The sequence below is a fragment of the Alloyangia pacifica genome, from assembly GCF_900116195.1.
In the GTDB taxonomy this organism is placed as follows: domain Bacteria; phylum Pseudomonadota; class Alphaproteobacteria; order Rhodobacterales; family Rhodobacteraceae; genus Salipiger; species Salipiger pacificus.
On record NZ_FOZW01000011.1, the window covers coordinates 82490 to 104347 of the forward strand.

General features: G+C 64.9%; 19 protein-coding genes. 7 read left to right on the top strand and 12 right to left on the bottom strand.

Annotated features, from left to right (window positions below; all coding sequences use genetic code 11):
* Window positions 1-21: 21 nt before the first annotated feature.
* Both BM397_RS20935 and BM397_RS20940 read right to left on the bottom strand, forming a co-directional pair.
* Window positions 22-1041: a sugar ABC transporter substrate-binding protein gene (locus BM397_RS20935; RefSeq protein ID WP_092428137.1), complete on the bottom strand. Its 1020-nt coding sequence runs from the start codon at window positions 1039-1041 to the stop codon at window positions 22-24.
* A gap of 80 nt (window positions 1042-1121) precedes the next feature.
* Entirely contained in the window at window positions 1122-2204 is a 1083-nt protein-coding gene (locus BM397_RS20940; RefSeq protein WP_092428139.1) for a succinylglutamate desuccinylase/aspartoacylase family protein, read from the bottom strand.
* A gap of 126 nt (window positions 2205-2330) precedes the next feature.
* Between BM397_RS20940 and BM397_RS20945 the strand changes: the two genes are divergently transcribed.
* Window positions 2331-3104 (top strand): IclR family transcriptional regulator, encoded by a 774-nt coding sequence (locus BM397_RS20945; RefSeq protein ID WP_092428141.1) that lies wholly within the window; start codon window positions 2331-2333, stop codon window positions 3102-3104.
* Here BM397_RS20945 and BM397_RS20950 read toward each other — a convergent pair.
* On the bottom strand, window positions 3101-4813 hold the full coding sequence (locus BM397_RS20950; RefSeq protein ID WP_092428143.1) for a GMC family oxidoreductase: 1713 nt from the start codon (window positions 4811-4813) through the stop codon (window positions 3101-3103). The two genes, BM397_RS20945 and BM397_RS20950, sit on opposite strands and share 4 nt — an antisense overlap.
* Window positions 4814-5452: 639 nt before the next feature.
* On the opposite strand from BM397_RS20950, the gene BM397_RS20955 reads away from it, so the two are divergent.
* Window positions 5453-6205, top strand: a complete 753-nt coding sequence (locus tag BM397_RS20955; protein WP_092428145.1) for a FadR/GntR family transcriptional regulator — start codon at window positions 5453-5455, stop codon at window positions 6203-6205.
* A 12-nt stretch (window positions 6206-6217) separates the two neighbouring features.
* On the opposite strand, the gene BM397_RS20960 is transcribed toward BM397_RS20955, so the two are convergent.
* The 8 genes from BM397_RS20960 to BM397_RS20995 all read right to left on the bottom strand — a co-directional run bounded on the left by BM397_RS20960 (window position 6218) and on the right by BM397_RS20995 (window position 15815).
* Window positions 6218-7234, bottom strand: coding sequence for an alpha/beta fold hydrolase (locus BM397_RS20960; protein ID WP_092428147.1), 1017 nt, complete (start codon window positions 7232-7234; stop codon window positions 6218-6220).
* Window positions 7231-8718 carry an amidase gene (locus tag BM397_RS20965; RefSeq protein WP_092428149.1) on the bottom strand — a complete coding sequence of 496 codons (1488 nt, stop codon included), beginning with the start codon at window positions 8716-8718 and terminating at the stop codon, window positions 7231-7233. The genes BM397_RS20960 and BM397_RS20965 overlap by 4 nt, the downstream gene beginning before the upstream one ends.
* Entirely contained in the window at window positions 8715-8960 is a 246-nt protein-coding gene (locus BM397_RS20970; RefSeq protein ID WP_092428151.1) for a hypothetical protein, read from the bottom strand. Before BM397_RS20970 ends, BM397_RS20965 begins: the two co-directional genes overlap by 4 nt.
* Window positions 8947-10605, bottom strand: a complete 1659-nt coding sequence (locus tag BM397_RS20975) for a GMC family oxidoreductase (protein WP_092428153.1) — start codon at window positions 10603-10605, stop codon at window positions 8947-8949. Before BM397_RS20975 ends, BM397_RS20970 begins: the two co-directional genes overlap by 14 nt.
* 119 nt (window positions 10606-10724) lie before the next feature.
* A complete protein-coding gene (locus tag BM397_RS20980; RefSeq protein ID WP_092428155.1) occupies window positions 10725-12338 on the bottom strand; it encodes an ABC transporter ATP-binding protein in 1614 nt (537 codons plus the stop codon).
* A 1-nt stretch (window position 12339) separates the two neighbouring features.
* On the bottom strand, window positions 12340-13182 hold the full coding sequence (locus tag BM397_RS20985; RefSeq protein ID WP_092428157.1) for an ABC transporter permease: 843 nt from the start codon (window positions 13180-13182) through the stop codon (window positions 12340-12342).
* Window positions 13179-14174, bottom strand: a complete 996-nt coding sequence (locus tag BM397_RS20990; protein ID WP_092428159.1) for an ABC transporter permease — start codon at window positions 14172-14174, stop codon at window positions 13179-13181. Before BM397_RS20990 ends, BM397_RS20985 begins: the two co-directional genes overlap by 4 nt.
* Window positions 14175-14228: 54 nt before the next feature.
* Window positions 14229-15815, bottom strand: a complete 1587-nt coding sequence (locus BM397_RS20995; RefSeq protein ID WP_092428161.1) for an ABC transporter substrate-binding protein — start codon at window positions 15813-15815, stop codon at window positions 14229-14231.
* A gap of 687 nt (window positions 15816-16502) precedes the next feature.
* Between BM397_RS20995 and BM397_RS29050 the strand changes: the two genes are divergently transcribed.
* The 5 genes from BM397_RS29050 to BM397_RS21020 all read left to right on the top strand — a co-directional run bounded on the left by BM397_RS29050 (window position 16503) and on the right by BM397_RS21020 (window position 20529).
* Entirely contained in the window at window positions 16503-16739 is a 237-nt protein-coding gene (locus tag BM397_RS29050) for a hypothetical protein (protein ID WP_143015400.1), read from the top strand.
* A gap of 87 nt (window positions 16740-16826) precedes the next feature.
* On the top strand, window positions 16827-17666 hold the full coding sequence (locus tag BM397_RS21005; RefSeq protein ID WP_092428165.1) for a substrate-binding periplasmic protein: 840 nt from the start codon (window positions 16827-16829) through the stop codon (window positions 17664-17666).
* 68 nt (window positions 17667-17734) lie between these two features.
* The gene (locus BM397_RS21010) at window positions 17735-18406 is read left to right on the top strand and encodes an amino acid ABC transporter permease (protein ID WP_092428167.1); all 672 of its coding nucleotides are present in this window, start codon (window positions 17735-17737) and stop codon (window positions 18404-18406) included.
* Window positions 18407-18417: 11 nt separating this feature from the next.
* Complete coding sequence (locus BM397_RS21015; protein WP_092428169.1) at window positions 18418-19086, top strand: amino acid ABC transporter permease; 669 nt, start codon at window positions 18418-18420, stop codon at window positions 19084-19086.
* Window positions 19087-19101: 15 nt separating this feature from the next.
* On the top strand, window positions 19102-20529 hold the full coding sequence (locus BM397_RS21020) for an MmgE/PrpD family protein (RefSeq protein WP_092428171.1): 1428 nt from the start codon (window positions 19102-19104) through the stop codon (window positions 20527-20529).
* A gap of 234 nt (window positions 20530-20763) precedes the next feature.
* Here BM397_RS21020 and BM397_RS21025 read toward each other — a convergent pair whose 3' ends face one another.
* The gene (locus BM397_RS21025; RefSeq protein WP_092428173.1) at window positions 20764-21840 is read right to left on the bottom strand and encodes an AbrB family transcriptional regulator; all 1077 of its coding nucleotides are present in this window, start codon (window positions 21838-21840) and stop codon (window positions 20764-20766) included.
* Window positions 21841-21858: the final 18 nt, after the last annotated feature.

A 21858-nucleotide genomic window follows, 5' to 3' on the forward strand; every position in this document is an offset into this window, starting at 1 on the left:
GACCTGTCTTCGGGGGTAGACTTACTGCACCGACATCGCGGCGGTGGGCAGTTGCGGCCCAAGCTGCTCAGTGTAGTTCTCGGCTTCAACGGCAGCCTGTTCGGGGGTGATGTATTCGAACTCCATCCCCGCGTCCTTCAGCATGGCTGCGGTATCGTCGGAGGTGACGAAGAAGGTCGGCATGAAGAGGTCGCGATCCATCTCCTCGCCCGCCGCCAGACGCGCAGCAACCGCGATGTTCCAGTAACCGACGCGGTAGGCGCCGGTCAGCACGTCCATCACCATCGAGCCGTCTTCCAGCATCGAATGCATTTCACCGTCGCCGTCATAGCCCGCGAAGAGCACGTCCGAGCCCATCGCATCGGTGACCGCCGAGGCGGCAAGGCACATGCTGTCCGAGATGCAGCCGATGCCGTCGAGCTCGGGGTAGGTCGCAAGCCAGGTCTGCGCGGCATTGGTGGCGCGGGCGCTGTCCCAGGCGGTGGGCTCGATACCGACGATTTCGATGTCCGGGAACTTCTCGGCCATGGTGTCTACGAAACCCTGCTCGCGGGTGTCCGACACGAAGTTGCCGCGGGTTCCGACCAAAAGGCCGATCTGCCCGCTTCCGCCAAGCGCGTGGCCCATCGCTTCGGCCACGACCGAGATATTCTCGTAGTCAGGGTAGAGCGTCGAGTAATTGTCTCCGGCTTCCACCTTGTTGCCCATGGTGATCACGGGAATGCCCGCCTCAGTGGCGGATTGAATCACAGGAACCAGTGCATTCTTGTCGAGCGGATCCACGAGGATCGCGCCAACGCCCTGGTTGACGAAGTTCTCGATGATCGCGACCTGCTTCTCGAGGCTGCCTTCGGCCGACTGCCAGCTTGCGTTGACACCATAGTCGGAGGCGGCCACGTCCCCCGCTTCCTTCATGCGCACGAAGAAGGAGTTCTGGAGGTCGATCGCCGCGAGACCAAGCGTGGTCTCCTGCGCATGGGCCGGAGCGGTAAGCGCGGTGGCAAGCAGGGCCGCACTCGCAAGGGAAATCTTAAGAGTCATCTGTGTCTTCTCTCTGTTGTGGTCTGGAAATTCGGGCGCTAGGGACGCCTCTTGCTTTGCGGAAGTCTGGTTGACGGATGTCAGCCGGGCTGACCGGGCTCGGCGAGCACGACACAGCAATTGCCATGGCTCACCAGCGCGGGATGGCGGAGGGCGTAAACCGTGCCGTCGAAGGCTGCGCGGATCTCCAGCGGCTCCTCCAGCGGCGCGAAACGGTCGTGGACCCGCCCAAGGAGCGCGCCACTTTCGACTTCGGCGCCGAGCGGCACGCAGCGTTCGAAAATTCCGTCCATTGTGGTCAGGTGATAGGCGTCCGGTCGCGCGACGCTGAGCACGGTCGGATCGGCCAGCGCCTGCTGCGCCCCTTCCAGCATGCCGAGGTGGACCAGCACGTTACGCACGCCGGTCTTGCAGACCTGCAGCGCGTGGGGGTCGACGAAGCCGCCGCCCATCATCTCGGTGCCGATGGTCAGAACGCCCTGCGCCGAGGCGGCGGCGGTGGCCGTGCGCGGCTCGCCGAGGTTGTTGACAAAGACCGCGTGGCTGGCGCCGAAGGCACGGGCCCCGGTCAGGTTCGCTTCGGTCTGACGCGGGTCGGCGGCAACCTCAACGGTGTTCGACACCATGATTTCGAGCGAGCTGCCGCCCGAATGCAGGTCAAGGAACACGTCGGCTCGCGGCAGCAGCACGTCATTCACGAATGCCGCGATCTGCTGACTGATGCTGCCGCGATGCGCCCCGGGAAAGCAGCGGTTGAAGTTCAGCCCGTCCACCGGTGAGCAGCGCTTGCCTGCCCGGGCAGCTGGGGCATTGATCGCGGGCAGCAGGATAAGCTGTCCGTGCAATTGTGCCGGATCGATGCTGCGCGCCAGCTCGGTGAGGGTCAGCGCACCCTCGTACTCGTCACCGTGGTTCCCGGCCTCGGCCAGAACAACCGGCCCGTCAGTTCCCTTGATCGAGACGATGGGCACCATTACCGCGCCCCAGGCATCATCGTCCGGCGAGTGCGGAAAGCGGACAAAGCCCGACTGGGTCCCACTTTCGTCGAGATCGATGTCGAGCCGCACCGAGCCTGGCGCCGCCGCGCTTTGCGCCGGACGCAGCTCTTTCAGCGTGGCGAGCTGGTGCAACAGGGGCGCATCGACGGGGCATTCCATGGTCATCGGGCAGGTCCTCAGTATCTGATGCGACAACCCAAGTTCGTTTCACATATGGAGTCAACATTAAATATGAAACTTGCATAGAATTCTCCGATCGCGCATTGTCGGCCTGCGTAGCAAAGAGGCACCATGAGCAAATACGTGACCCCCGCCCTTGCGAAGGGACTGGATATCCTTGAGCTGCTGACCTCGGTCGGGCGTCCGATGAAACATGCCGAGATCGCAGACGCGCTCGGTCGCTCAAAATCCGAGCTGTTTCGTATGCTCGTGACGTTGCAGGAGCGCGGCTACCTTGATCGCGAGGCGGAGAGCGATGCCTTCATGGTAACGGACAAGCTTTTCAGGCTTGGTCTGCGCGTGCCTCACGTCCGTACGCTCGTCGATTGCGCACTGCCGGCGCTCGAAAGGCTAACGGAAGAGATCGAGCAATCGGCGCACCTCGTGGTGCAGCGCGCCGGGCGCACCGTGGTGATCGCCAGCTTCTCGGGCGGGTCCGACATGGCCTTCTCGCTGAAGCTGGGATTCGGCCGGGTGGCAGCAGATTCCACCTCCGGTCAGGTCATCATGGCCTTTCAGGACGTGGCGGGCCGAGAGCGCATGTTGGAGGAAAGCCTCGCGCTACTCGACGCGCCACCGGAGCGCGCCACGGTCATGGCGAAGCTCGAACGTATTCGCGCCCAGGGCTACGAGATGCACGAAAGCCGCGATTTTCACGGCATCAGCGACCTTTCCGCTCCGATCCTCGACGACACCGGGCGCGCGGCGGCCTCGGTGGTCGTGGCCTTCGTCAACCGCTATGGCGTCGAGAACCAGCAGCAGGCTGCCTTGCGCGCCCTGCGACAGAGCTGCATGGCGATCTCGGGCGAACTGGGCTCGCCCGAGGGGATCCTGCCGCCCATCTAGGCCCGGCGCAGACGATCGGCGATGTTCTCGGCGATCATAATGGTCGGCAGATTGGTGTTCGCACAGGGGATCGTCGGCATCAACGAAGCGTCGCAGACATGCAACCCCGGCACGCCGCGCACCGCACCGTCTTCGCCGGTCACCGCCATGTGGTCTCCAGGCACACCCATTCGGCAGGTTCCGGACGGGTGCCAGACTCCTCCGACGGTGGACTTGATGTATGTTTCCAGTGCGTCGCGGTCCGACACCAGCCTCTGAGGGTCGTCGAAATGCGCGAGCATGTAAGGCAGAACCTTTTCCCGCAAACTGCCGATGGCGTCGAGGCCGATGGCCCCGAGGCTGGTCACCGCCTTGCCGACGCCCGACGGCTTCGAGAAGAGCTTGCCGATCTCCGACATGCCCCCCGCATAGATACCATGGGTAACATCCCCAAGACGCGGGTCGCTGGCGATGGCGACAGCACGCACAAACCCACCCATGAGCCGGTCGAGATCGCGGCGATCCGAGAGCATGCGGAAGTCGATCCGGGGCTGACCCCGCGGTGCGCGGGGGTCCAACATCAGCTGCCCGCGCGAATAACTCTTGTTGACCCAGAAGAAGATCGACCCGAGCTGCCGTCCGATCGGATGCCACGCCGCGCGCGTGACGAAATTCATGTGCATGTCGCCCTGAGGACAGCCCTCAAGACCCGAGCTGAAGCGATATCCGATGGGGATGTGATAGTCCGGTCTGCCGCGACGCCGCGCAGAGGGCTTCAGGAAGGGAACCAACCCCGCCGAGGGATGTTCCATCAGGTTCTGTCCCACGCCGGGCAGGTTTTGGCGTACCGCGATGCCGCAGTCGGCAAGATGCGCCCCTGGCCCGATCCCCGCCCGCATCAGCATCGCCGGCGTCGCCAGAGCACCCGCCGAGAGAATAACCCGGCCCGCCTCGATAGCGTCCCGCACACCGCCGCGCTCGGCGATCACGCCGCGGACCCGACCCTCTTCGAACAGCAGGTCAGCCACGGTGGTCATCGTCCGGATCTCGAGGTTCGGCCGCTGCCGCACCTCCGGCCGGAGATAGCCCCACGCCACCGAGACACGCCGTTTGCGCTCGTCCATGTTCACGGCCATTTCGAACATGCCGTCTTCCCACTCGCCGTTCTGGTCGGGGTGGAAGGGCACGCCAAGAGCCTTGTTCGCAGCCACCATCGCGTCGACGAACGGGGAGGAAATCTCGGACCCGCGCCGCTGGATCGGGATCGGCCCCTCCTTACCGTGCAGCGGCCCGTCGCAATCCAGGTCGCGTTCGAGCTTGCGGAAGTAGGGCAAGCAATCCTCCCAGCCCCAGCCCACCAGACCCATGTCGGCCCACTCGTTATAGTCGGAGGGCGCACCTCGGTTGGCGCCGATGCCGTTGATCGCCGAGCCCCCGCCCAGCACCCGCGCCTGTTCGTAACGGGCTGACTTGGTCTCGGGCGCGTTGGAGCCGCTGTGGCCATAGCTCGCCTTCATGCCCGGCCACGTATAGATCGGGTTCGAATAGGCAACCCCGGGATAGGGATTGGCAAGATCAGGGTATTTTTCGGGATCTGCGGCATCCATGCCGGCCTCGAGCAGCAAAACTCTAAGTGAGGGATCTTCAGACAAGCGGCTTGCAAGGACGCAGCCCGCCGAGCCTCCGCCCACGATCACCACATCCACTTTGGATTTGATCTCTTCGGCCATGTCCGTGCTCCAGTTTATCCGATGCTGGAGCAACGCCACAGGCTGCAGCAAAGGTCAATCATATATGAAATAGATTTCAAATATGATTTCAACTACGCCAACCTTTGCTGAATAATTGATCTCCTTTCGGTCCGAACGGCACGCTGCTGGCGGCAATCCCGCAATGCTGGGGTCTGGCGCAGGGGCGTCGTCTGATCTCGCTCAGGAAACCACGCGCGCGTTCGCCCGAGCCTGCAATTTTCCCTATCGCCACTTCAAGAGGCGGCCAAGCGCGGGGCGAACGCCAACTCAGGTTTCCCGCCTTCGCTGGCGCACAGGTCATGCACGAAAGCGGACAGGAACGATGCAGCTGCAAATGAAGGCCATGAGACGCAGCCGATCACTCCGAATGGCCAAATCATGTAGACTTGACCTCATTCCTTCGGATGGTCAGCGTCCGCGCAGACTGGGCAGGAAGAGAACTTGGCGCGTCGTCTCGACCCGCACAGGCCCATGACTCCCGGCACCATAGGCACCGAGATCAAGAACCCCGTGTAAACAAGTGCTTTTCGAGCTGACCCCAGTTTCTGCGGTTGCCTGAGGCGATCAAGATGGTAAGAGCAGAAATGGTCCAGCCATCGGGCCTCTCGAGGTATCCGCATGTCAGAAAAACTCGCCCCCGTAAGCGTCCGGCGTCTGTACCGTATCATCGCCGACCAGATCATCGAGCGCATTCGCAGCGGCCAATATCCCGAAGGCGAACGGATCCCCGCCGAGCGTGATCTGGCCGAGCAACTGGAGGTCAGCCGCACCAGCGTCCGCGAAGCCCTGATCGCCCTCGAGGTCGAGGGCTACGTCGAGGTGCGGATCGGCTCCGGCGTCTACGTTACCGGCAAGCATGCGCGGCAGGTCCCGGTGGACAACCTGCTGCTGCGCGGCGAGGACATCAGCGCCTCGGGCACCCATCCCGACTACGCACCGGTTGGCGCTTTCGAGTTGCTCAACGTGCAGATGCTGATCGAGCCGGAGGCTGCGGCGATGGCGGCGCGCAACGGCACCGATGACGAAAAGCAGGCCATTCTCGATGCGGCGATGCGGATGGAGAACTCGCGCATGCCGCGACTGCACAACCGCCTCTACCACCTGGCGATCGGCGAGGCGACGGGCAATGCCGCCATGGCGATCACCATCCGCACGCTCTGGGACATCCACGACGAGAGCGTCATGTTCAACACGCTCGAGCAGCACGTCGTCGGGCGCCCCGCCTGGATCAAGGCAGAGGCCGAGCACCGGGCGATCACCGATGCCATCCTGCGCGGCGACGAGGATGCCGCGCGCCGCGCGATGATCGCCCATACCGAGCTGACGAGCCTGCGCCTGGGTCGCGACTTCGGCAGCAAGCTGCCGCGCTGACCCAGCCGCCGCTCAGGCCTCGAGCAACTCCCTCACGTGCCGTTCTATGAAGGCGCGGTCATCGGGCTGATTGGCGGGATGGCCCGCCCGGTGGCCCCAGATCGAGGGGATTTCGACGAGGCTGGCGGAGCCGAGATGGCGCAACTCGTTCTGGTTGTCAGCGACGCGGAAGTAGAGATCCCGATCCCCCGGCATCAGCAGCACCCGAGCCCGGATGGCGGTGAGCGCGGCCGCGAAATCCCCGTCGAACTGCTCGTTCGCGCTGATATCGCCATGTTTCCAGGTCCAGAACTGCGCCAGAAGATCAGACGCATCGCGGCGGCTGAAATGGCCTTCCCAGAAAGTAATCACGTAGTCTTCGAGCGACGTGGCGCCGAGCTTGCGCCATTCCTCGGCGCGGTAGAAGTCCTGCGACAGGGCCCAACCGGCATAGATCCGGCCCATGGCGCGCAGGCCACGCCGCGGCACCTCGCGAAACGCGCCGTCGATCCAGGCCGGATCGGCCTTCAGCGCGGCCTCGATGCCTTCGATGAACACCCGGTTGTGCGGCGCGCAGCGCGCCGCCCCGCAAAGGATCGCCGCCTTAGGGACGGCCTCGGGAAAGAGTGCGGCCCAATGGTAGGCCTGCATTGCCCCCATCGACCAGCCATAGACCAGCGCGATCCGCTCGATCCCCCAGAGTTCGCGCAACATCCGGCGCTGCACGTGGACCGCATCAAAGACCGTGACATGCGGATAGCGATCCCCCGTGTCCGGCCAGGGCGTGTTCGACGGCGAACTTGAAAGGCCGTTGCCGAAGAGATCGACGATGATCACGAAATACCTGTCGGTGTCGAGTGCTGCGCCGGGGCCGACCATGAACTCGACTTCCTGGTGCTGCGCGCCATAGGAGGTCGGGTAGAGGATGACGTTGTCCCGCGCTGCATTCAGCGTGCCGTAGGTGGCATAGCTGAGCTTCATGTTGCGGAAGGTGCGGCCCGATTGCAGCCGCACGTTGCCCGCGTCGAACAAGCCTTGGGTCCGAGTCATAGTGTGCCTTTCTTTGGATTTGGGTGCGCTGCGACAGCCTGGTCGAGCGGCGGTGCCATCCGGTGCCAGCTGCTGGCACCCTGAAACGCGGCACCGACCCGGCACAGCCTTGCCTCGCACCACGGCGGCGCGATGAGCTGGCCCGAGAAGGGTGTGCCGCTCCGCGACATGCCGATGGGCAGCGAGAGCGCCGGAAGCCCGAGATAGTTGGCCGGTCGGGTGAGGCGTGTCAGACCGTCGAGAACCTTCATCATTGCAGAGCCGCCGGACACGTCGACCTCGCTCAGCAGTGGGGTCGGGCCGGGCACGGTCGGGCAGAGCAGCACGTCGCACCGCGAGAACACGCGCGCGCAGAAGTCTCGCACCGCGCTTCCCCGCCCTCTCTGCGCATCCAGATAGTCGCGCGCTCCGAGTGCCAGTGACATCTCCAGCCGGCCGCGGGTTTGCGGCGAGAGCGCCGAGCCCTCCGCCATATCGGCGGCGTGCAGGGCAAACGCCTCGCCCCAGACAAGGATGTTGCCGGCGGAGTTCCACAACGGCAATTGTTCCGGCATCGGAACGCTGAGGATCGTGGCGCCCAGTGAGGCCAGGAGCTCCGCCGTCTGGTCGAGCAGGGCCGCCTCATGCGCGGGGACGTCTTCGTCGAAGTAGCCCAGCGGCCTTCCGATCCTGAGCCCGGCGAGCGGGGCGTCCGAGCGGCCCGGGGCGGTGCCCTCGGCGAAGGGATCCTCGAAGGCCCCCGGTGCCGTCAGCGTCGCGGGATCGCGCCTGTCGGGCCCGGCGAGGATCGACAGCAGCAGCGCGCTGTCGGCGACGTCCCGGGTCAGCGGACCGATGGTGTCGAGCGAGAAAGACAAGGGCATGGCACCGGCGCGCGACACGCGGCCATGCGTTGGCTTGAGCCCGGTGAGCCCGCACAGCGCGGCTGGCGTGCGGACCGATCCCGCCGTGTCGGAGCCGAGCGCCGCGAAGGAGGCCCGCGCCGCGACCGCCGCTGCCGAGCCGGAGGAAGAGCCACCCGAGATGCAGGCTGGATCCCAGGGGTTGCGGACATCACCGGTGATCGCATTCTGCCCGGTCGGGCCATAGGCGAACTCGGTCATGTTGGTGGTGCCGAGGACGACGGCGCCCGCAGCATCGATACGCTGGCGCACGGTGGAAGTGAGGGGCGGAACGCGTCCCGCGCGGAGCACCGAGCCGCAGCCGGCACTTTCCCCATCACCATGGAACATGTCCTTCATCGCGATGGGCACTCCGTGCAGGCGTCCGGTCGCCGTGCCGGAAGCGCGCTCACGGTCACACTTGTCGGCGGCCGCCAGCGCTTCGGCGGCGTGGACCTCGCGGAACGCATTGAGGACGGGTTGAAACTGCTCGATACGGGTGAGGCATGCCTCGACGAGCTGGCGCGACGTGGTCTGGCCCTCCGCGAGATCGGCAAGCGTCTCGCGCAGTGACCGGGCGAGCGGATCGGAGGAGGGGCTCATTCTTGGTCTCCGTGGGTTTCGCCCATGTCCAGCAGGGCCCCGATGAAATCTGGCGCCGCCTCGACGTCGAGACTGGCCCGTAGGGTCTCCAACCGGTCGAGATGCGGCAGGGCAGCTGCTGCGATTTCGGCGGCACGTGTCGGCGCGAGCGGGACCTTGGCGCGCGCGGCATGAGCCGCGATGAAGGCCGCCAGATCGGCGAGACGCGCGCCGCCGTCACGTGAGTCATCAAGCTGCGGCAAGGTTCGGCCTCCCCGTTGTGGGCGCAGGGCGATCGAGGATCAGATCCGCGGCTTTCTCGGCGATCATGATCGTGGCGGCCATGGTGTTCGCCGAGGGCGGTGTCGGCATCACCGAGGCGTCGGCGATGCGCAGGCCCTGCAGCCCGTGCAGCCTCAGGTCAGGACCCACGACGGCGTCGGGGTCGCCGGCGGGTCCCATGCGCGCCGTGCCGCTGAGATGCTGCGCCGACATCCCGTATCGCGCCGCGAAGTCGAGGATCTCGTTGTCGCTGCGGACGTCGGGCGTGGGCATCACCTCGCTGTCGAAAAACTGCGCCAGCGCGGGTGCCGCCAGCAGGGCCCGAGCCTGACGGATGCCCGAGACCAGCACCCGCCGGTCCTCGGCATCGGCCAGGTAGTTGGCCTCGACGCGCGGCGCGCTTGCCGGGTCGAGATCGCGGGCATGGGTCTGGCCGCGGCTGCTTGGGCGGTGGCCCCAGACACCCGCCGTCATGCCGGGAAAGGTGTCGAGCCGCCCGATGGCGCCTTCCCGGTAGCTGGCGGGTGTGAACACGCCCTGGAAGTCGGGGCGCGAGACGGCCGGATCCGAGAAGCCGAACCAATGCACGATAGACGGGCTTACGGCCAAGAGGCTCGGGCGGCCGAGCAGCCACATAGCCATCTCCCGCAGCAGGCGCGGGCCGCGGGTCATCTCGTTGATGGTGAGGCTGTTGCGGACGCGGGCGACTGTGCGGACCGAATAGTGATCGCTCAGGTTCTCGCCGACACCCGGCAGGGCAAGCGCGACGGGCCGGCCGAGCGCCGCGATGTGCTCGGGGGAGCCGATGCCCGAGAGCTCCAGCAGCTTCGGAGTATTCAGTGCCCCGGCCGAGAGAATGACCTCGCGCCGGGCGCGCAGGACTTGCGTCTCGCCGCCCCTGCCCCGGCGGTAGAAGACGCCGCGCACCCGCCCCTCGGCAATGTCAAGCGAGCCGACCAGCGCGTCCGTGCGGATCTCGAGGTTCGGCCGTTGCCGTGCCGGTGAGAGAAACGCGCGCGCCGTGCTGGAGCGCCAGCGCGTCGCGATTGTGCGCTGAAAATAGCCCGCGCCGGCCTGGCTGGTGCCGTTGTAGTCGGGGTTCTTCGGCAGGCCGGCGTCGGACGCCGCCTGGATGAAGGCGTCGCAGATCGGGTGCCTCCAGGTCGGGCCAGTGACCGTCAGCGGGCCCTCGGTGCCGTGAAACTCCGGGTCCATCTCGGCCTGCATGGCCTCGCTCTTGCGGAAATATGGGAGGACGTCCTCATAGCTCCAGCCAGGATTGCCGCGCTGCGCCCAAATGTCGAAATCCTCGGCCTGCCCGCGGGCGTAGATCATGCCGTTGATCGCGGTGGTGCCACCCAGGGTGCGGCCTTGCGGCAGGCCGATCCGGCGCCCGTTGGTGTGCGCCGACGGCTCGGAGTCGAATTGCCAGGTCACTTTCGGATCGCTGATGGCCTTCAGGAAGCCGGCCGGCAACTGCAGCCACAGCGAGCGAGACCTCGGCCCCGCTTCGAGAAGGCACACTTTCACCGCGGGGTCTTCGCTGAGCCGGTTGGCCAGCACCGCGCCGGCGGCACCGGCACCGACGATCACATAGTCGAATTCTTCAAAGGGCGCCTGCGCCATGGTGTTCTTTCTTGCTTCGCCCGTCTGTCGGGCACAGAGATTCCGGCCGGCGCCTCGCGCGGCGCCGGTCCTTGTCGCATGACGGTCGGCCCGGTCCCGGAGACGCGGGCCGGCGCGGTTCAGTGAGGCTGCGCCCGACCGGGGATCGCCGCGATCAGTCGGCGGGTGTACTCCTGTGACGGGTTCACAAGGATCTCTGCCGGCGGGCCGTATTCGACCAGTCTGCCCTGGTGCATCACGCCGATGTTGTGACAGATCTGCGCGGCCACCCTCAGGTCATGGGTGATGAAGATCATCGACACCCCGGTGCTACGCTGGATGTGGTCCAGAAGCTCGAGCACCTGCGCCTGCACCGAGACGTCGAGCGCCGAGACGGACTCGTCGGCAACGATCAACTCGGGGTCCAGCGCGAGCGCGCGGGCGATACCGATCCTCTGGCGCTGCCCCCCCGAGAACTCGTTGGGGTAGCGCTCGAGCGCCGATCGGTCGAGCTGCACCAGATCCATGAGCTCGCGCGCCCGGTCCATCGCCCTGGACTGCGGCACGCCATGCGCCACCGGGCCTTCGGTCAGGATCCGCGCGATCGAGTGCCGCGGGTTCAGCGAGGCGAAGGGGTCCTGGAAGATCATCTGGATCCGTCGCCGCATCGGCCGGAAGGCCGAGGGGCTAAGGGGCGCGATGTCGGACCCGTCGAACAGGATGCGCCCGCCATCGATGTCCTGCAGCTTCAGCAGGCACTTGCCGATCGAGCTCTTGCCCGAGCCGCTTTCGCCGACGATGCCGAGCGTCTCGCCCCGCGCCAGCGAGAAGCTGACGTCCTGCACCGCGTGCACGACCCGCCGCGCCCGGCCGAAGCCGCCAGCTGTGACATAGGTCTTGGTCAGGTTCTCGACCTTCAGGATCGGCGCGCCCTTGGGCACCGGGTCGGTGCGCGGGCGGCCGTGCGGCACGGCGGCCAGCAGGCGCCGCGTGTAGGGGTGCTGCGGATTGTCCAGCACCTCGTCGCGGGTGCCCATCTCCACGAGCCGGCCCTTTTCCATGACCGCGACGCGATCGGCGATGTCCGCCACCACCCCGAAGTCATGGGTGATGAACAGAACGGCCATGCCCATGCTGGCCTGGATGTCGCGGATCAGCTGGAGGATCTGCGCCTGCGTCGTCACGTCCAGCGCCGTCGTCGGCTCATCCGCGATCAGGATCGACGGCTCGAGGGCCAGCGCCATGGCAATGACGATACGCTGCCTCTGACCGCCGGAGAGCCGGAAGGGATAGACGTGCTGCAGGCTTTCCGGATCTGGCAGGCCGACCACTCCGAGCAGCTCGAGCATGCGCTTTTGGCGTGCCGTGGCATCTGCCGGCCGGTTGTGCTCTTCCATGACCTCCATGATCTGCTGACCGACCTTCATGGTCGGGTTCAGCGCCGACATCGGCTCCTGGAAGATCATCGAGATATCGGCGCCGCGAAGCGCCTCCATCTCGCGCTCGCCGAGACCCAGAACCGAGCGGCCCTTGAAGGTCACGCTGCCTGCATCCGGAGACATGCCGGGCGGCAGAAGCCCCATCACGGTGTTGGCGCTGATCGACTTGCCCGAGCCGGACTCGCCGACCACGCAGAGGATTTCGCCGCGCTTCAGCGTGAGCGAGACATCCGTGATTGCATGGCTGCGGTCGCCGACCGAGGGAAGCGGAACGCCGAGGCCCGAGATCTCCAGGATGGTGTCTGTCTGGGTCATGTCAGTGCCCGCCCTTCTTGCGCAGTTGCGGGTTCAGGGCGTCGTTCAGCCCCTCGCCGATCAGGTTGATGGACAGCACCGTCAGCAGGATCGCGCAGCCGGGCAGGATGCTCATCAGCGGCGCTTCGCGCAGCATCGTCCGCGCGGCCCCGATCATGAAGCCCCAACTCATCATGTTCCGGTCGCCGAGACCGAGGAAGGACAGCGCCGACTCGGTGAGGATCGCGGTCGCCACCATCAGCGAGGCCGTCACGATGATCGGCGACATGGCGTTGGGCAGGATCTGCCCGAAGATGATCCGCAGCGGCTTCAGGCCGATCACCGTGGCGGCTTGGATGAACTCCCGTTCCCGTAGCGACAGGAATTCGCCGCGCACGAGGCGGGCCACCGGCGGCCAGGAGACGATCGAGATCGCGATGACGATGGAGTAGATGTTGGGCGTGAAGATCGCCACCAGCACCACCGCCATGGCCAGCTGCGGCACCGTTTGGAAGATCTCGGTGACGCGCATGAGGAAATCGTCGACGACACCGCCGTAGTAGCCGGCCACCGCGCCGATGCCGACGCCAATCACCACGGCAACGACGGTCGAGGTCAGCGAGATCAGGATCGACACCCGCGCGCCGTAAGCCAGCCCGGCACCGATGTCGCGGCCGAGCATGTCGGTACCGAACGGAAACTGCCCGTCGGAGAAGGGCACCAGCAAGGGCCGTCCGACCATCATCCAGGGCGAGGTGGGATAGAGCAGCGGCGCGAAGATCGCGACCACCACCACGAGCATGAGGATCCCGAAACCGGCGACGGCGCCGCGGTTGCGGAGGAACCTGCGCAGAAATGCACTCATTTCTGACCTCCTGCGCCGATGCGAGGATCGACGAAGCTGTAGATGATATCGGTGAGGATGTTGAACACGACGACCATCGTCGAGGTGACGAGGAACACGCCCAGAAGCAGCATGTAGTCCCGCTGCAAGAGCGCATCGAACATCAGCCGTCCGATGCCCGGCCATCCGAAGACGGTCTCGGTCAGCACCGCGCCCCCTGCCATCTGCCCGAGCTGGATGCCCGAGAAGGTGATGACCGGAAGCATCGCGTTGCGCAGCACGTGACGCCGCAGGACACGGGCCCAGGGCACCCCCTTGGCGCGAGCCGTCTTGATGTAATCCATGCCAATCACCTCGAGCACCGAGGCCCGGGCAAGGCGCACGTACATGGCCATGTAGAACGAGCCGAGCGAGATTGTCGGCAGCACGAGGTGCAGGGCGATGTCCTTCGCCCGCTCGAGACCGGCATAGTCTGTCCCCGGGGTCTCCATTCCGTAGGCCGGGAGCCAGCCGAGCTGGACCGAGAACAGCAGGATCGCCAGCAGCGACAGCCAGAACAGCGGCGTGGCATAAAGCAGCAGCGAGATTCCGACGATCACGCTGTCGAGCCAGCCACGCCCGGGCCGGTGCCGGGCGGATGCGGCCAGCACGCCGAACAGGATGCCGAGCAGGATCGAGAAGATGAAGGCCGCCCCCATCAGGAGCAGCGTCGCCGGGATGCGCTCGGCGATCAGGTGAAGCACATCGACCTGCATGCGGTAGGAATAGCCCCAGTCGAACTGGACCACGCCTTTGAGATAGAGCCAGAGCTGGGTCAGAAGCGGCTCGTTCAGGCCGAACTGTTCGCGCAGCCTGTCGACGTATTCGGGATCGCTCGCTCCGGCCTCGCCTGCCATGATTGCCGCGGGATCACCCGGGGCAAGACGGATCAGGAAGAAGTTGGCGATGACCACGCTCAGGATGACGGTCAGAGCCTTGATCAGGCGCAGGACCGCGTGTCTTAGAAATGTCATGGGGCTTCCAGTGAAGGGGGCCAACGGTCGGCAGGCGACCGTTGGCCCTTGGAGTTACTTCGCGTCGTCGATGTAGACGGTCTCGAAGTTCGAGTTGGTGCCGACCCCCGAGGTGATCAGGTTGTGCACGCTGTCCTTGTAGAGCGTGACGTTCTGGTTCTCGAAGAGGTAGATGTTGGCCGCGTCGTCAACGAGGATCTTCTGCGCCTCGGTGTAGAGTTCCTGACGATCCTCGCGCGAGGTCGAGGAGGCCGCCTTGGCGAAGATCTCATCGACTTCCGGATTGCTGTAACCAGCGTTGTTAGCGAAGGGCGAGCCCTTCACGATGTTCGAAGTCACGAACAGGCGCGACACGCCGATCGCCGGATCCCCGAACTGGTCCGAGAAGTGGAAGGTCGTGTCGAAGTCGAAGTTGCCGACACGCTGCGCCCAACCGCCCGCATCGGTGGCCTCGATATCCACGGTAAAGCCGATCTGCTTGAGCTGCTGGCTGACGTATTCCGCCAGGCGCGCCCAGGTCGACCCATAGGGGTAGTCGAGGATTTTCACCGGATGAGCCGAGAGATCGACGCCGGATTCCTTGATCAGCTCCCGCGCCTTGTCGAGGTCGTAGTCGTACTTCGGCACATCGCCGTCGTAGAAGGGCAGCGTCGACGAGATCGGTCCGGTGGCGGGCTTGCCGATGCCGAAGAAAATCGTCTGAACCATGAAGTCGCGGTCCAGTGCGTAGGAGATGGCCTGGCGCACCTGCTTGTTGCTGAACGGAAGCTCGCGCTCGTTCATGATCATCGAGGTGATGGTCGAATACATCTCGGTGCCCTTGGTGGTCTCCTCGACGCCGTCGAGGTTCTCGAGCCGCGAGACATCCACCGGATCCACATCCGTGCCGCGCAGCACGTCGATCTGACCTTGCTCGAAGGCAACCGCACGCGAGGCGGAGTCGGGGATGATGCTGAAGACGATCTTGTCGAGATAGGGAAGGCCGTCCTTCCAGTAGTTCGGGTTCTTGACCAGCGTGATCGCCGAGCCGCGCTCCCAGCTTTCGAACATGAACGGGCCGGTGCCGATCGGGTGCTGGTTCTGCGGGTTCGTGGCGAATTCCGTGCCTTCGTAGATGTGCGCTGGCACAATCGTCATGTTGTCGGTGCCGAAGAGCTGGATGAAGGGTGCGAAGGGGCTCTTGAGCTTGAAGACGACGGTCTGATCGTCAGGCGCGGTCACGCTCTCGAGGTAGGTATTGAGGATCGGGCGGACGCGCGGGTGCACCTGCCGCAGATATTTATCGACGCTGAAGACCACGTCCGCGGACGAGAATTTCTCACCATCGTGCCAAGTGACGCCGTCCTGCAGAGTGAAAGTATAGGTCAGCCCGTCCTCGGACGTTTCCCAGGACTTGGCCAGACCGGGCTGGGGTGCGAGGTCGGGATCATAGGTCAGCAGGCCCTCGTAGATCTTCGAGGCAACATATTGGGTCGGCGATTGCTGGTTAAGGCCAAGCACCAGCAGCGGGGGTTCGGGTTGGACGATGGTGTTCAGCGTACCGCCCTTGGTCTGCGCCATGGCGCCCGTTGCGCCGAGCGAGATTGCAAGCGCCGCTGCAGTCAGGCGCAAGGCACCGCGTCTTGTCTGAAAAATCTTCATTCCCTGTTCTCTCTTTCTGTCCCGCAGCCCGAACCTCCGCGCTGCTTGCCCCGCCGTAACAGCGCAAGGGTCGGCACCCGTCAAGTGGCTGGACCAATTTTTGCACATTGGTCCAGCCAAAAATATTTCCCCGCTGCCACATATGGTCAAAAATTGGGCGTGAGGACCGATCCTCTTCTGCGTTCAGCCGGGAGCGACGGTGCCCGCCGCGGCCCAACCCGAACCGCCCGCCGCGACGATTCCCCGGCAGTGAACAGCAGCATTCGTGGCCGCTACCCTGCGTTGCGCTTCACGACGAGGCCCGCGTTTCGGAACATTTCGACTGCGCCCCTTCGCGAAGGAAACCTCAAAGCGGGTTCGCATTTTATTATTTCATTGCAGCGCATTGAAACGCCCCGAGCGCCCTCTCTGGTCCCTGCCGGGCGCCGATCGCGATGCCGAGGCCACGTGCGCAACCCGCTCAGTCCGAGGCCGCCGAGCAGGCGGAGATCGGACAGGCCCACGATGCCCCCGGCGTCTCAACAAGCTCTGACCACGGAAGGGTCAGGATTGCCTGGACACGCGAGGCTTTGCGCAACAGCCGGGGCAAGACCGACCCGATGGATGCATAAGTCATCCTGCACTTTCTGGTGGTCGGAGCGGTGCAGCTCTTCCGCGCTCCTTCGGTGGTAGGGACGACGGAGCATCTTGCCGATCGTCGTGGCGGCATCGACCTGTCCGATCGCGAACGCAATCCGCGCGTCGGCTTGGCTCTTCTTGCGCATCAAGGCCCCTTCTGGCGCCGGGATTCTGCCGAAACCCCGCAATCCCGTTAATCAGATCTCGACGTCCGAAACCCAGGCGCGACGGCAGATCCGCACAACGAATAAGCAGATGGTGCAGGAAGTCGCATCGGGGCCGACATCTGCAGTCAACGGCTCGTGAGTCGCTTGACGACCCGTCCGTCAGTTGTTGCATTAGTCATACTGCTATTCCACTCAATAGAACTATAAAACAACAACAGGGACTCTTATGCACTCTATTCGCAAGATAAGCCTTTGCCTGTGCCTCTCGCTCACGCCAGCGTCGCTGCTCGCACAGGAAAAGATCACCGCGGCCTCTGACGTCGGCTTTGCGCCCTATTCGATGAAGAGCATGTCCGGGGAATTCGAAGGCATCGACATCGACATCGCCAAGCGGCTTTCGGAAATTTCGGGCATCGACATCGAGGTGATCCAGCAACCCTGGTCGACCACCTTTGCCGGCCTTGCAGCGGGAAAGTTCGATGCCATGTGGTCCGCCGCGACAATGACGCCGGAACGCCAGGAAATGATGGCATTCATCGAAGGATACGGCGAAGCGCTCGACGGGCTGCTAATGCGCGCCTCGGACGACGATATCGCCGGCGCCGAGGACCTGCAGGGCAAGACGATCGCCATCAACAAGGGCTCGAGCGCCGACGCCTGGCTCACCGAACGGCAGGACGAGTTCGGCATCACCATCGCGCGGTTCGAGACCTCGCCTGACGCGGTTCAGGCCGTGATCTCGGGTCAGGCCGACGGCTACATGATGTACAAGACCGCCGCCGGGTTCGCCGCGAAGAAGCAGCCCATGCTCAAGGTCTCCAGCTTCGCCATCCGCAAGGGAGCGCCCTACGGCTACGCCGTCCGTCCCGAAGATCTTGAGCTGCGCAACAAGCTCGATGCCGCGATGGAATGCCTGAAGGCCTCGGGTGAGCTGGACGAGATCTACGTGAAATGGACCGGCCTGCAGCCCGAGCCGGGCGGCATCACGAACACGCCGCAACCCGGCTTCGGCCAGCCCGGAACCAAATTCTACGAGGAAACTGATCACGAAATGGCCTGCGACTGACGCAGCTGCCGGGGCCGGATGGCAGAACCGTCCGGCCCAATCCTTTCTTCAGCCGACTGCCGGACCCAATGGACGCCTTTATTCACCAGTTCTTCAACAGCTCGATCTTCTGGCAGGCACTGCCACTCATTCTTTCCGGCTTCCTCAAGACGCTCTGGCTCAGCCTTCTGGTGATTGTCAGCGGCACCTTGCTGGGGCTCATCCTCGCGATCGCGCGCGCCATGCGCCTGCGACTGCTTGGCGGCGCCGTGCGCGCCTATGCCGATGTCATCCGCTCGCTGCCGCCTCTCGTGGTCATCATCCTCTTCTTCTTCGGCCTGCCCTACTTCGGCATCCGGATGTCCGGTTTCGCCGTCTCCTGGCTGGTGCTCGCGCTCGTGCTCTCGGCTTTTGCCGAGGAGATCTTCTGGTCCGGCATCAAGTCCATCCCGCCAGGGCAGATGGAAGCGGCGAGATCGACAGGATTGGGCTTCCTGCAGGCGATGCGCTACGTGATCCTGCCCCAGGCGATCCGCCTGACCGTGCCACCACTGACCTCGCGACTGATTGCCACAATCAAGAACACCGCTCTCGCGGCAACCGTCGCCACACCCGACCTGCTGGGGCTCGCGCTCAAGGTGCAGGGTGAACTGGCCAACACCACGCCACTGATGATGGCCGCCATCGCCTACCTTCTGATGATCTACCCGCTGGTGATTGCCAGCCGCCGGCTCGAACACCAGCCGGCCATGCGCGCCTGAGGAGCCATACAATGGACATGTTCCTACAGACTTTCCTCAACCTCGAGATCCTCAAGATGAGCTTTCCCTTCCTTCTGAAAGGGCTGGGGGTGACGCTTCTGCTCTCTGCCGTCGTCGTGCCGGTGGGCGTGGGAACAGGGGTGCTCATGGCCGTGCTTGCAAAGCTGGGATCCCCCGCGCTGCGCCGCCTTCTGACGATCTGGGTGGACTTCTTCCGCGCCTTCCCTTCGCTCGTGCTGCTGATCCTGATCTACTACGGCCTGCCCTTCTTCGAGCTCAACATGGGCGTCATGGGCTCCGTCGTGCTCGCGATGGTGCTGAATGTCTCGGCCTATTTCGCCGAGATCTTTCGCGCTGGCATCTCATCGGTCCCGCATGGCCAAATCGAGGCTGCCCGCGCCACCGGCCTGCGCGCGCTTCAGGTCATGGCCCATGTCCAGCTGCCCCAGGCGACCCGCAACATGATGCCCGACATCGTTACGAATATCGTCGAGACCATCAAGATGACCTCGCTGGCCTCGATCGTCACCCTTCCTGAGTTGCTCCAGATGGCCCGCATGGCGCAGGGCAGCACCTACAGTCCGACGCCGCTGGTGTTGGCCGCAGGCATGTACTTCGCCCTGCTCTTCCCGATGGTGCAAATTCTCAACTACCTCGAAAACCGAAAGGCCGGCGCCTGAACGTCCGGAACCCCCATGCATGACACGTTGACCCCGCCGCTGCGCGGCACCGCCCTGCCACCGCAGGGAGACACAGCGCGACTGGCCCGCTGGGCCGCCAATCTGCGCTACGAGGACATTCCCGAGGATGTCCTCTCGCGCGTGAAGATCACGCTTCTGGATACGCTTGGAGTCTCCATCGCCGCACTCGACAGCCCCGATGCCGCCGCCCTTCTGTCGTTCGTCCAGGCCTTTCCCTCGGGCGATGCCTGCACGCTGCCGGGCAGCGGCGAGCGCTGCGGCCCGCTGCCCGCAGCGCTGGTCTGGAGCACCCTCTCGGACGTCTATGAAATTCAGGACGGCTGGCGCTTCGGTGGCATTCACGCCAGCTTGGTGATCGGTGCCGCGCTCGCGGTGGCCGAGTGGAAGGGCGCAACCGGGCGCGACCTTCTTACCGCGATTGTCGTCGGCTACGAGGTCGCGCATCGCGTCGCCTGGGCGGTTCACCCTGAACATATGGGACGCGGTCACATGCCGAACGGAACAGCCGGAACCGTCGGCTCGGCCGCTGCGGCGGCCTGGCTTCTGGGCCTCGAGGAACAGAGCTTCGCCGGGGCCCTCGGCGCCGCCGGTTTCCTGTTGCCATATGCCACTGCCGAAACGCTCTGGGCCGGCTATTCGGCCAAGCCCCTGCATACCGGCTGGGCCGCGCGCACTGGCATCGAGGCTGCACTCATGGCTGAACGTGGTTTCTACGGCTGCCCGCTCGAAGGCTCGGAGACCAAGGGGCGAGGCTGGCTCGAGCTTGCGGCAAGCGCGCCGCGGGTCGACCGGCTGTGCGAAGGGCTCGGCACGCTCTGGACGATCCGGGACACCTACTTCAAGTTCTACCCGATCTGCCGCCAAGCCCAATCCGCGGCGGAGGCGGCGCTGACGCTGGCCCGCGAAGAGCGCCTCGATCCCACCGCCATCTCGCGGGTGACGGTCAAGACCTGGGCGTTGTCGGCCGAGATGCTCGGCCGCCCCATCGAGCCCGGCGCGGGCCGCGTCGCGGCTCAGTTCAGTTTGCCCTGGATCATCGCCGTCACCCTGACCGATGCCGCGATCGGCACGGCGCAGCTCAGCCCAGAGCGGCTAAACGATACAACCGTGCACGCGTTGGCCAAACGGGTCGAAGTGATCGCCGATCCAGAACTCGACGCGCTCTATCCAGGTCAGACGATCGCGCGGGTCAGCGTCGAGATGGCCGACGGCACCGCACTTGTCCGCGAGGTTGATATGGCGAAGGGGGACCCTCGTATTGGCACAAGCGATGCCGAGCTTCTGGAGAAGTTCGAAGACCTGACGGCCGGCGTACTGCCTGCCGAGATGCAGGCAAAAATCAAGAATATCATTCTATCTATCGAAACGTCTAAATCTCTATCTCCGATCATGTCGGTCGTGCCACTGGCTCTTCCGCTCTGAGGAGCGCTAGGCAGCTGCGAATTCCACGGCATCGCTCAAACAAGACGGCCCGGCAGGAAACTGCCGGGCCGTTTTGTTCCTGTTCATATGGAAGAGGCTTCCGCGACGAGCGGGGCAGTTCACCCCCATGATAGATGCGCCGTTTTGGTGAAAGTCAGCCGCGGCATGTGCTGAATGCAGCGGCGGAGAGGCAGCTTTGCCCCTCCGTACCACCTTAGCTTAGCTTGGCGTGGCTCAGCTCAGCTTGAGACGATGCGCCAGCCGCCAGACCGGCTCGATCAGGAAATTCGCCACGACGACCCGGACCAGGTGAAAGCCAAGCACCAGCGGCACCGATGCGCCGAGAGCATGGGCGGTAACCGCCATTTCCGGCATGCCACCCGGCGCCATCCCGAGCAGCAGCGCGCCGAGCGGAAGGTCGGTGAGCGCGTAGACCGCGAAAGCAAGGGCGATCAGCACCGCACTGATCAGTAGAGAGGAGGTTACCGATGCCACGAAAAGCGGCCCCGCCTGGCGCAGGAATTGCGGCGTCACCTGCACCCCGAGCGACAGGCCCAGCACGATCTGCCCCGCGATGATCATCGGCTGCGGTATCTGCGTGGGCAGCACTCCCAGTGACGAGGCCGCTATGGCCAGCAAGGTCGGCGCCAGCATCCAGGGGTTCGGCGTTCCGAGTTGCCGACCGATGAGCGCCGCTAGGTATCCGGCAAAGAGCCACAGGGGCAGCAGCCAGCTCCAGCTTGAGATCGAGGCGCCAACACTCAGGATATCCGCAGGCTCGTGCGGCACCAGAAGCTTGATCAATGGCGGATAGAGCAGCACGACCACCAGTAGGCGCACGGTCTGCGCCAGCGTGATCTCATGCTCGGGAAGCCCTGCCCGTTCGGCGTGGATGGCCATGAGCACGACGCCGCCGGGAACTCCGCAGAAGAAAGCGGTCTTGGGATCCAGCCCCGCCTGGCGCCGGTAGATTCCCGCCCCGAGAGCGCCGCTTGCGATCGTCAGCACCGCGCAGATCAGGATCAGCGGAAACAGCCCGACGAGGGACGCGAGGATCGGCGCGGTGAAACTCTGGCCAAGCCCGAGCCCAAGCACGATGAGCGCGTAGCGTCTCGCACCCCGCACGTCGACCGCGAGCCCCGCAGAGGCCAGCAGGATGGCCGCGATCAGCGCTCCCAGAAGCCAGGCAAGCGGCAGGCCGGCAAGATGCGCGAGCCACCCCCCGAAAGTTCCGAACCCGAGTGCAAGCACGAGCTTGCCGGCCCCGCGCCAGAGCCCTGGCGCGAGAAGATGTGAAAGCTGGCGGGGCATGCGCCCTTCCTTGTCCTA

What these genes read in the sequence shown, in the direction of transcription:
- BM397_RS20935 (WP_092428137.1), bottom strand. Translation starts at nt 1,041, where the DNA reads ATGACTCTTAAGATTTCCCTTGCGAGTGCGGCCCTGCTTGCCACCGCG.
- BM397_RS20940 (WP_092428139.1), bottom strand. Translation starts at nt 2,204, where the DNA reads ATGACCATGGAATGCCCCGTCGATGCGCCCCTGTTGCACCAGCTCGCC.
- BM397_RS20945 (WP_092428141.1), top strand. Translation starts at nt 2,331, where the DNA reads ATGAGCAAATACGTGACCCCCGCCCTTGCGAAGGGACTGGATATCCTT.
- BM397_RS20950 (WP_092428143.1), bottom strand. Translation starts at nt 4,813, where the DNA reads ATGGCCGAAGAGATCAAATCCAAAGTGGATGTGGTGATCGTGGGCGGA.
- BM397_RS20955 (WP_092428145.1), top strand. Translation starts at nt 5,453, where the DNA reads ATGTCAGAAAAACTCGCCCCCGTAAGCGTCCGGCGTCTGTACCGTATC.
- BM397_RS20960 (WP_092428147.1), bottom strand. Translation starts at nt 7,234, where the DNA reads ATGACTCGGACCCAAGGCTTGTTCGACGCGGGCAACGTGCGGCTGCAA.
- BM397_RS20965 (WP_092428149.1), bottom strand. Translation starts at nt 8,718, where the DNA reads ATGAGCCCCTCCTCCGATCCGCTCGCCCGGTCACTGCGCGAGACGCTT.
- BM397_RS20975 (WP_092428153.1), bottom strand. Translation starts at nt 10,605, where the DNA reads ATGGCGCAGGCGCCCTTTGAAGAATTCGACTATGTGATCGTCGGTGCC.
- BM397_RS20980 (WP_092428155.1), bottom strand. Translation starts at nt 12,338, where the DNA reads ATGACCCAGACAGACACCATCCTGGAGATCTCGGGCCTCGGCGTTCCG.
- BM397_RS20985 (WP_092428157.1), bottom strand. Translation starts at nt 13,182, where the DNA reads ATGAGTGCATTTCTGCGCAGGTTCCTCCGCAACCGCGGCGCCGTCGCC.
- BM397_RS20990 (WP_092428159.1), bottom strand. Translation starts at nt 14,174, where the DNA reads ATGACATTTCTAAGACACGCGGTCCTGCGCCTGATCAAGGCTCTGACC.
- BM397_RS20995 (WP_092428161.1), bottom strand. Translation starts at nt 15,815, where the DNA reads ATGAAGATTTTTCAGACAAGACGCGGTGCCTTGCGCCTGACTGCAGCG.
- BM397_RS21005 (WP_092428165.1), top strand. Translation starts at nt 16,827, where the DNA reads ATGCACTCTATTCGCAAGATAAGCCTTTGCCTGTGCCTCTCGCTCACG.
- BM397_RS21010 (WP_092428167.1), top strand. Translation starts at nt 17,735, where the DNA reads ATGGACGCCTTTATTCACCAGTTCTTCAACAGCTCGATCTTCTGGCAG.
- BM397_RS21015 (WP_092428169.1), top strand. Translation starts at nt 18,418, where the DNA reads ATGGACATGTTCCTACAGACTTTCCTCAACCTCGAGATCCTCAAGATG.
- BM397_RS21020 (WP_092428171.1), top strand. Translation starts at nt 19,102, where the DNA reads ATGCATGACACGTTGACCCCGCCGCTGCGCGGCACCGCCCTGCCACCG.
- BM397_RS21025 (WP_092428173.1), bottom strand. Translation starts at nt 21,840, where the DNA reads ATGCCCCGCCAGCTTTCACATCTTCTCGCGCCAGGGCTCTGGCGCGGG.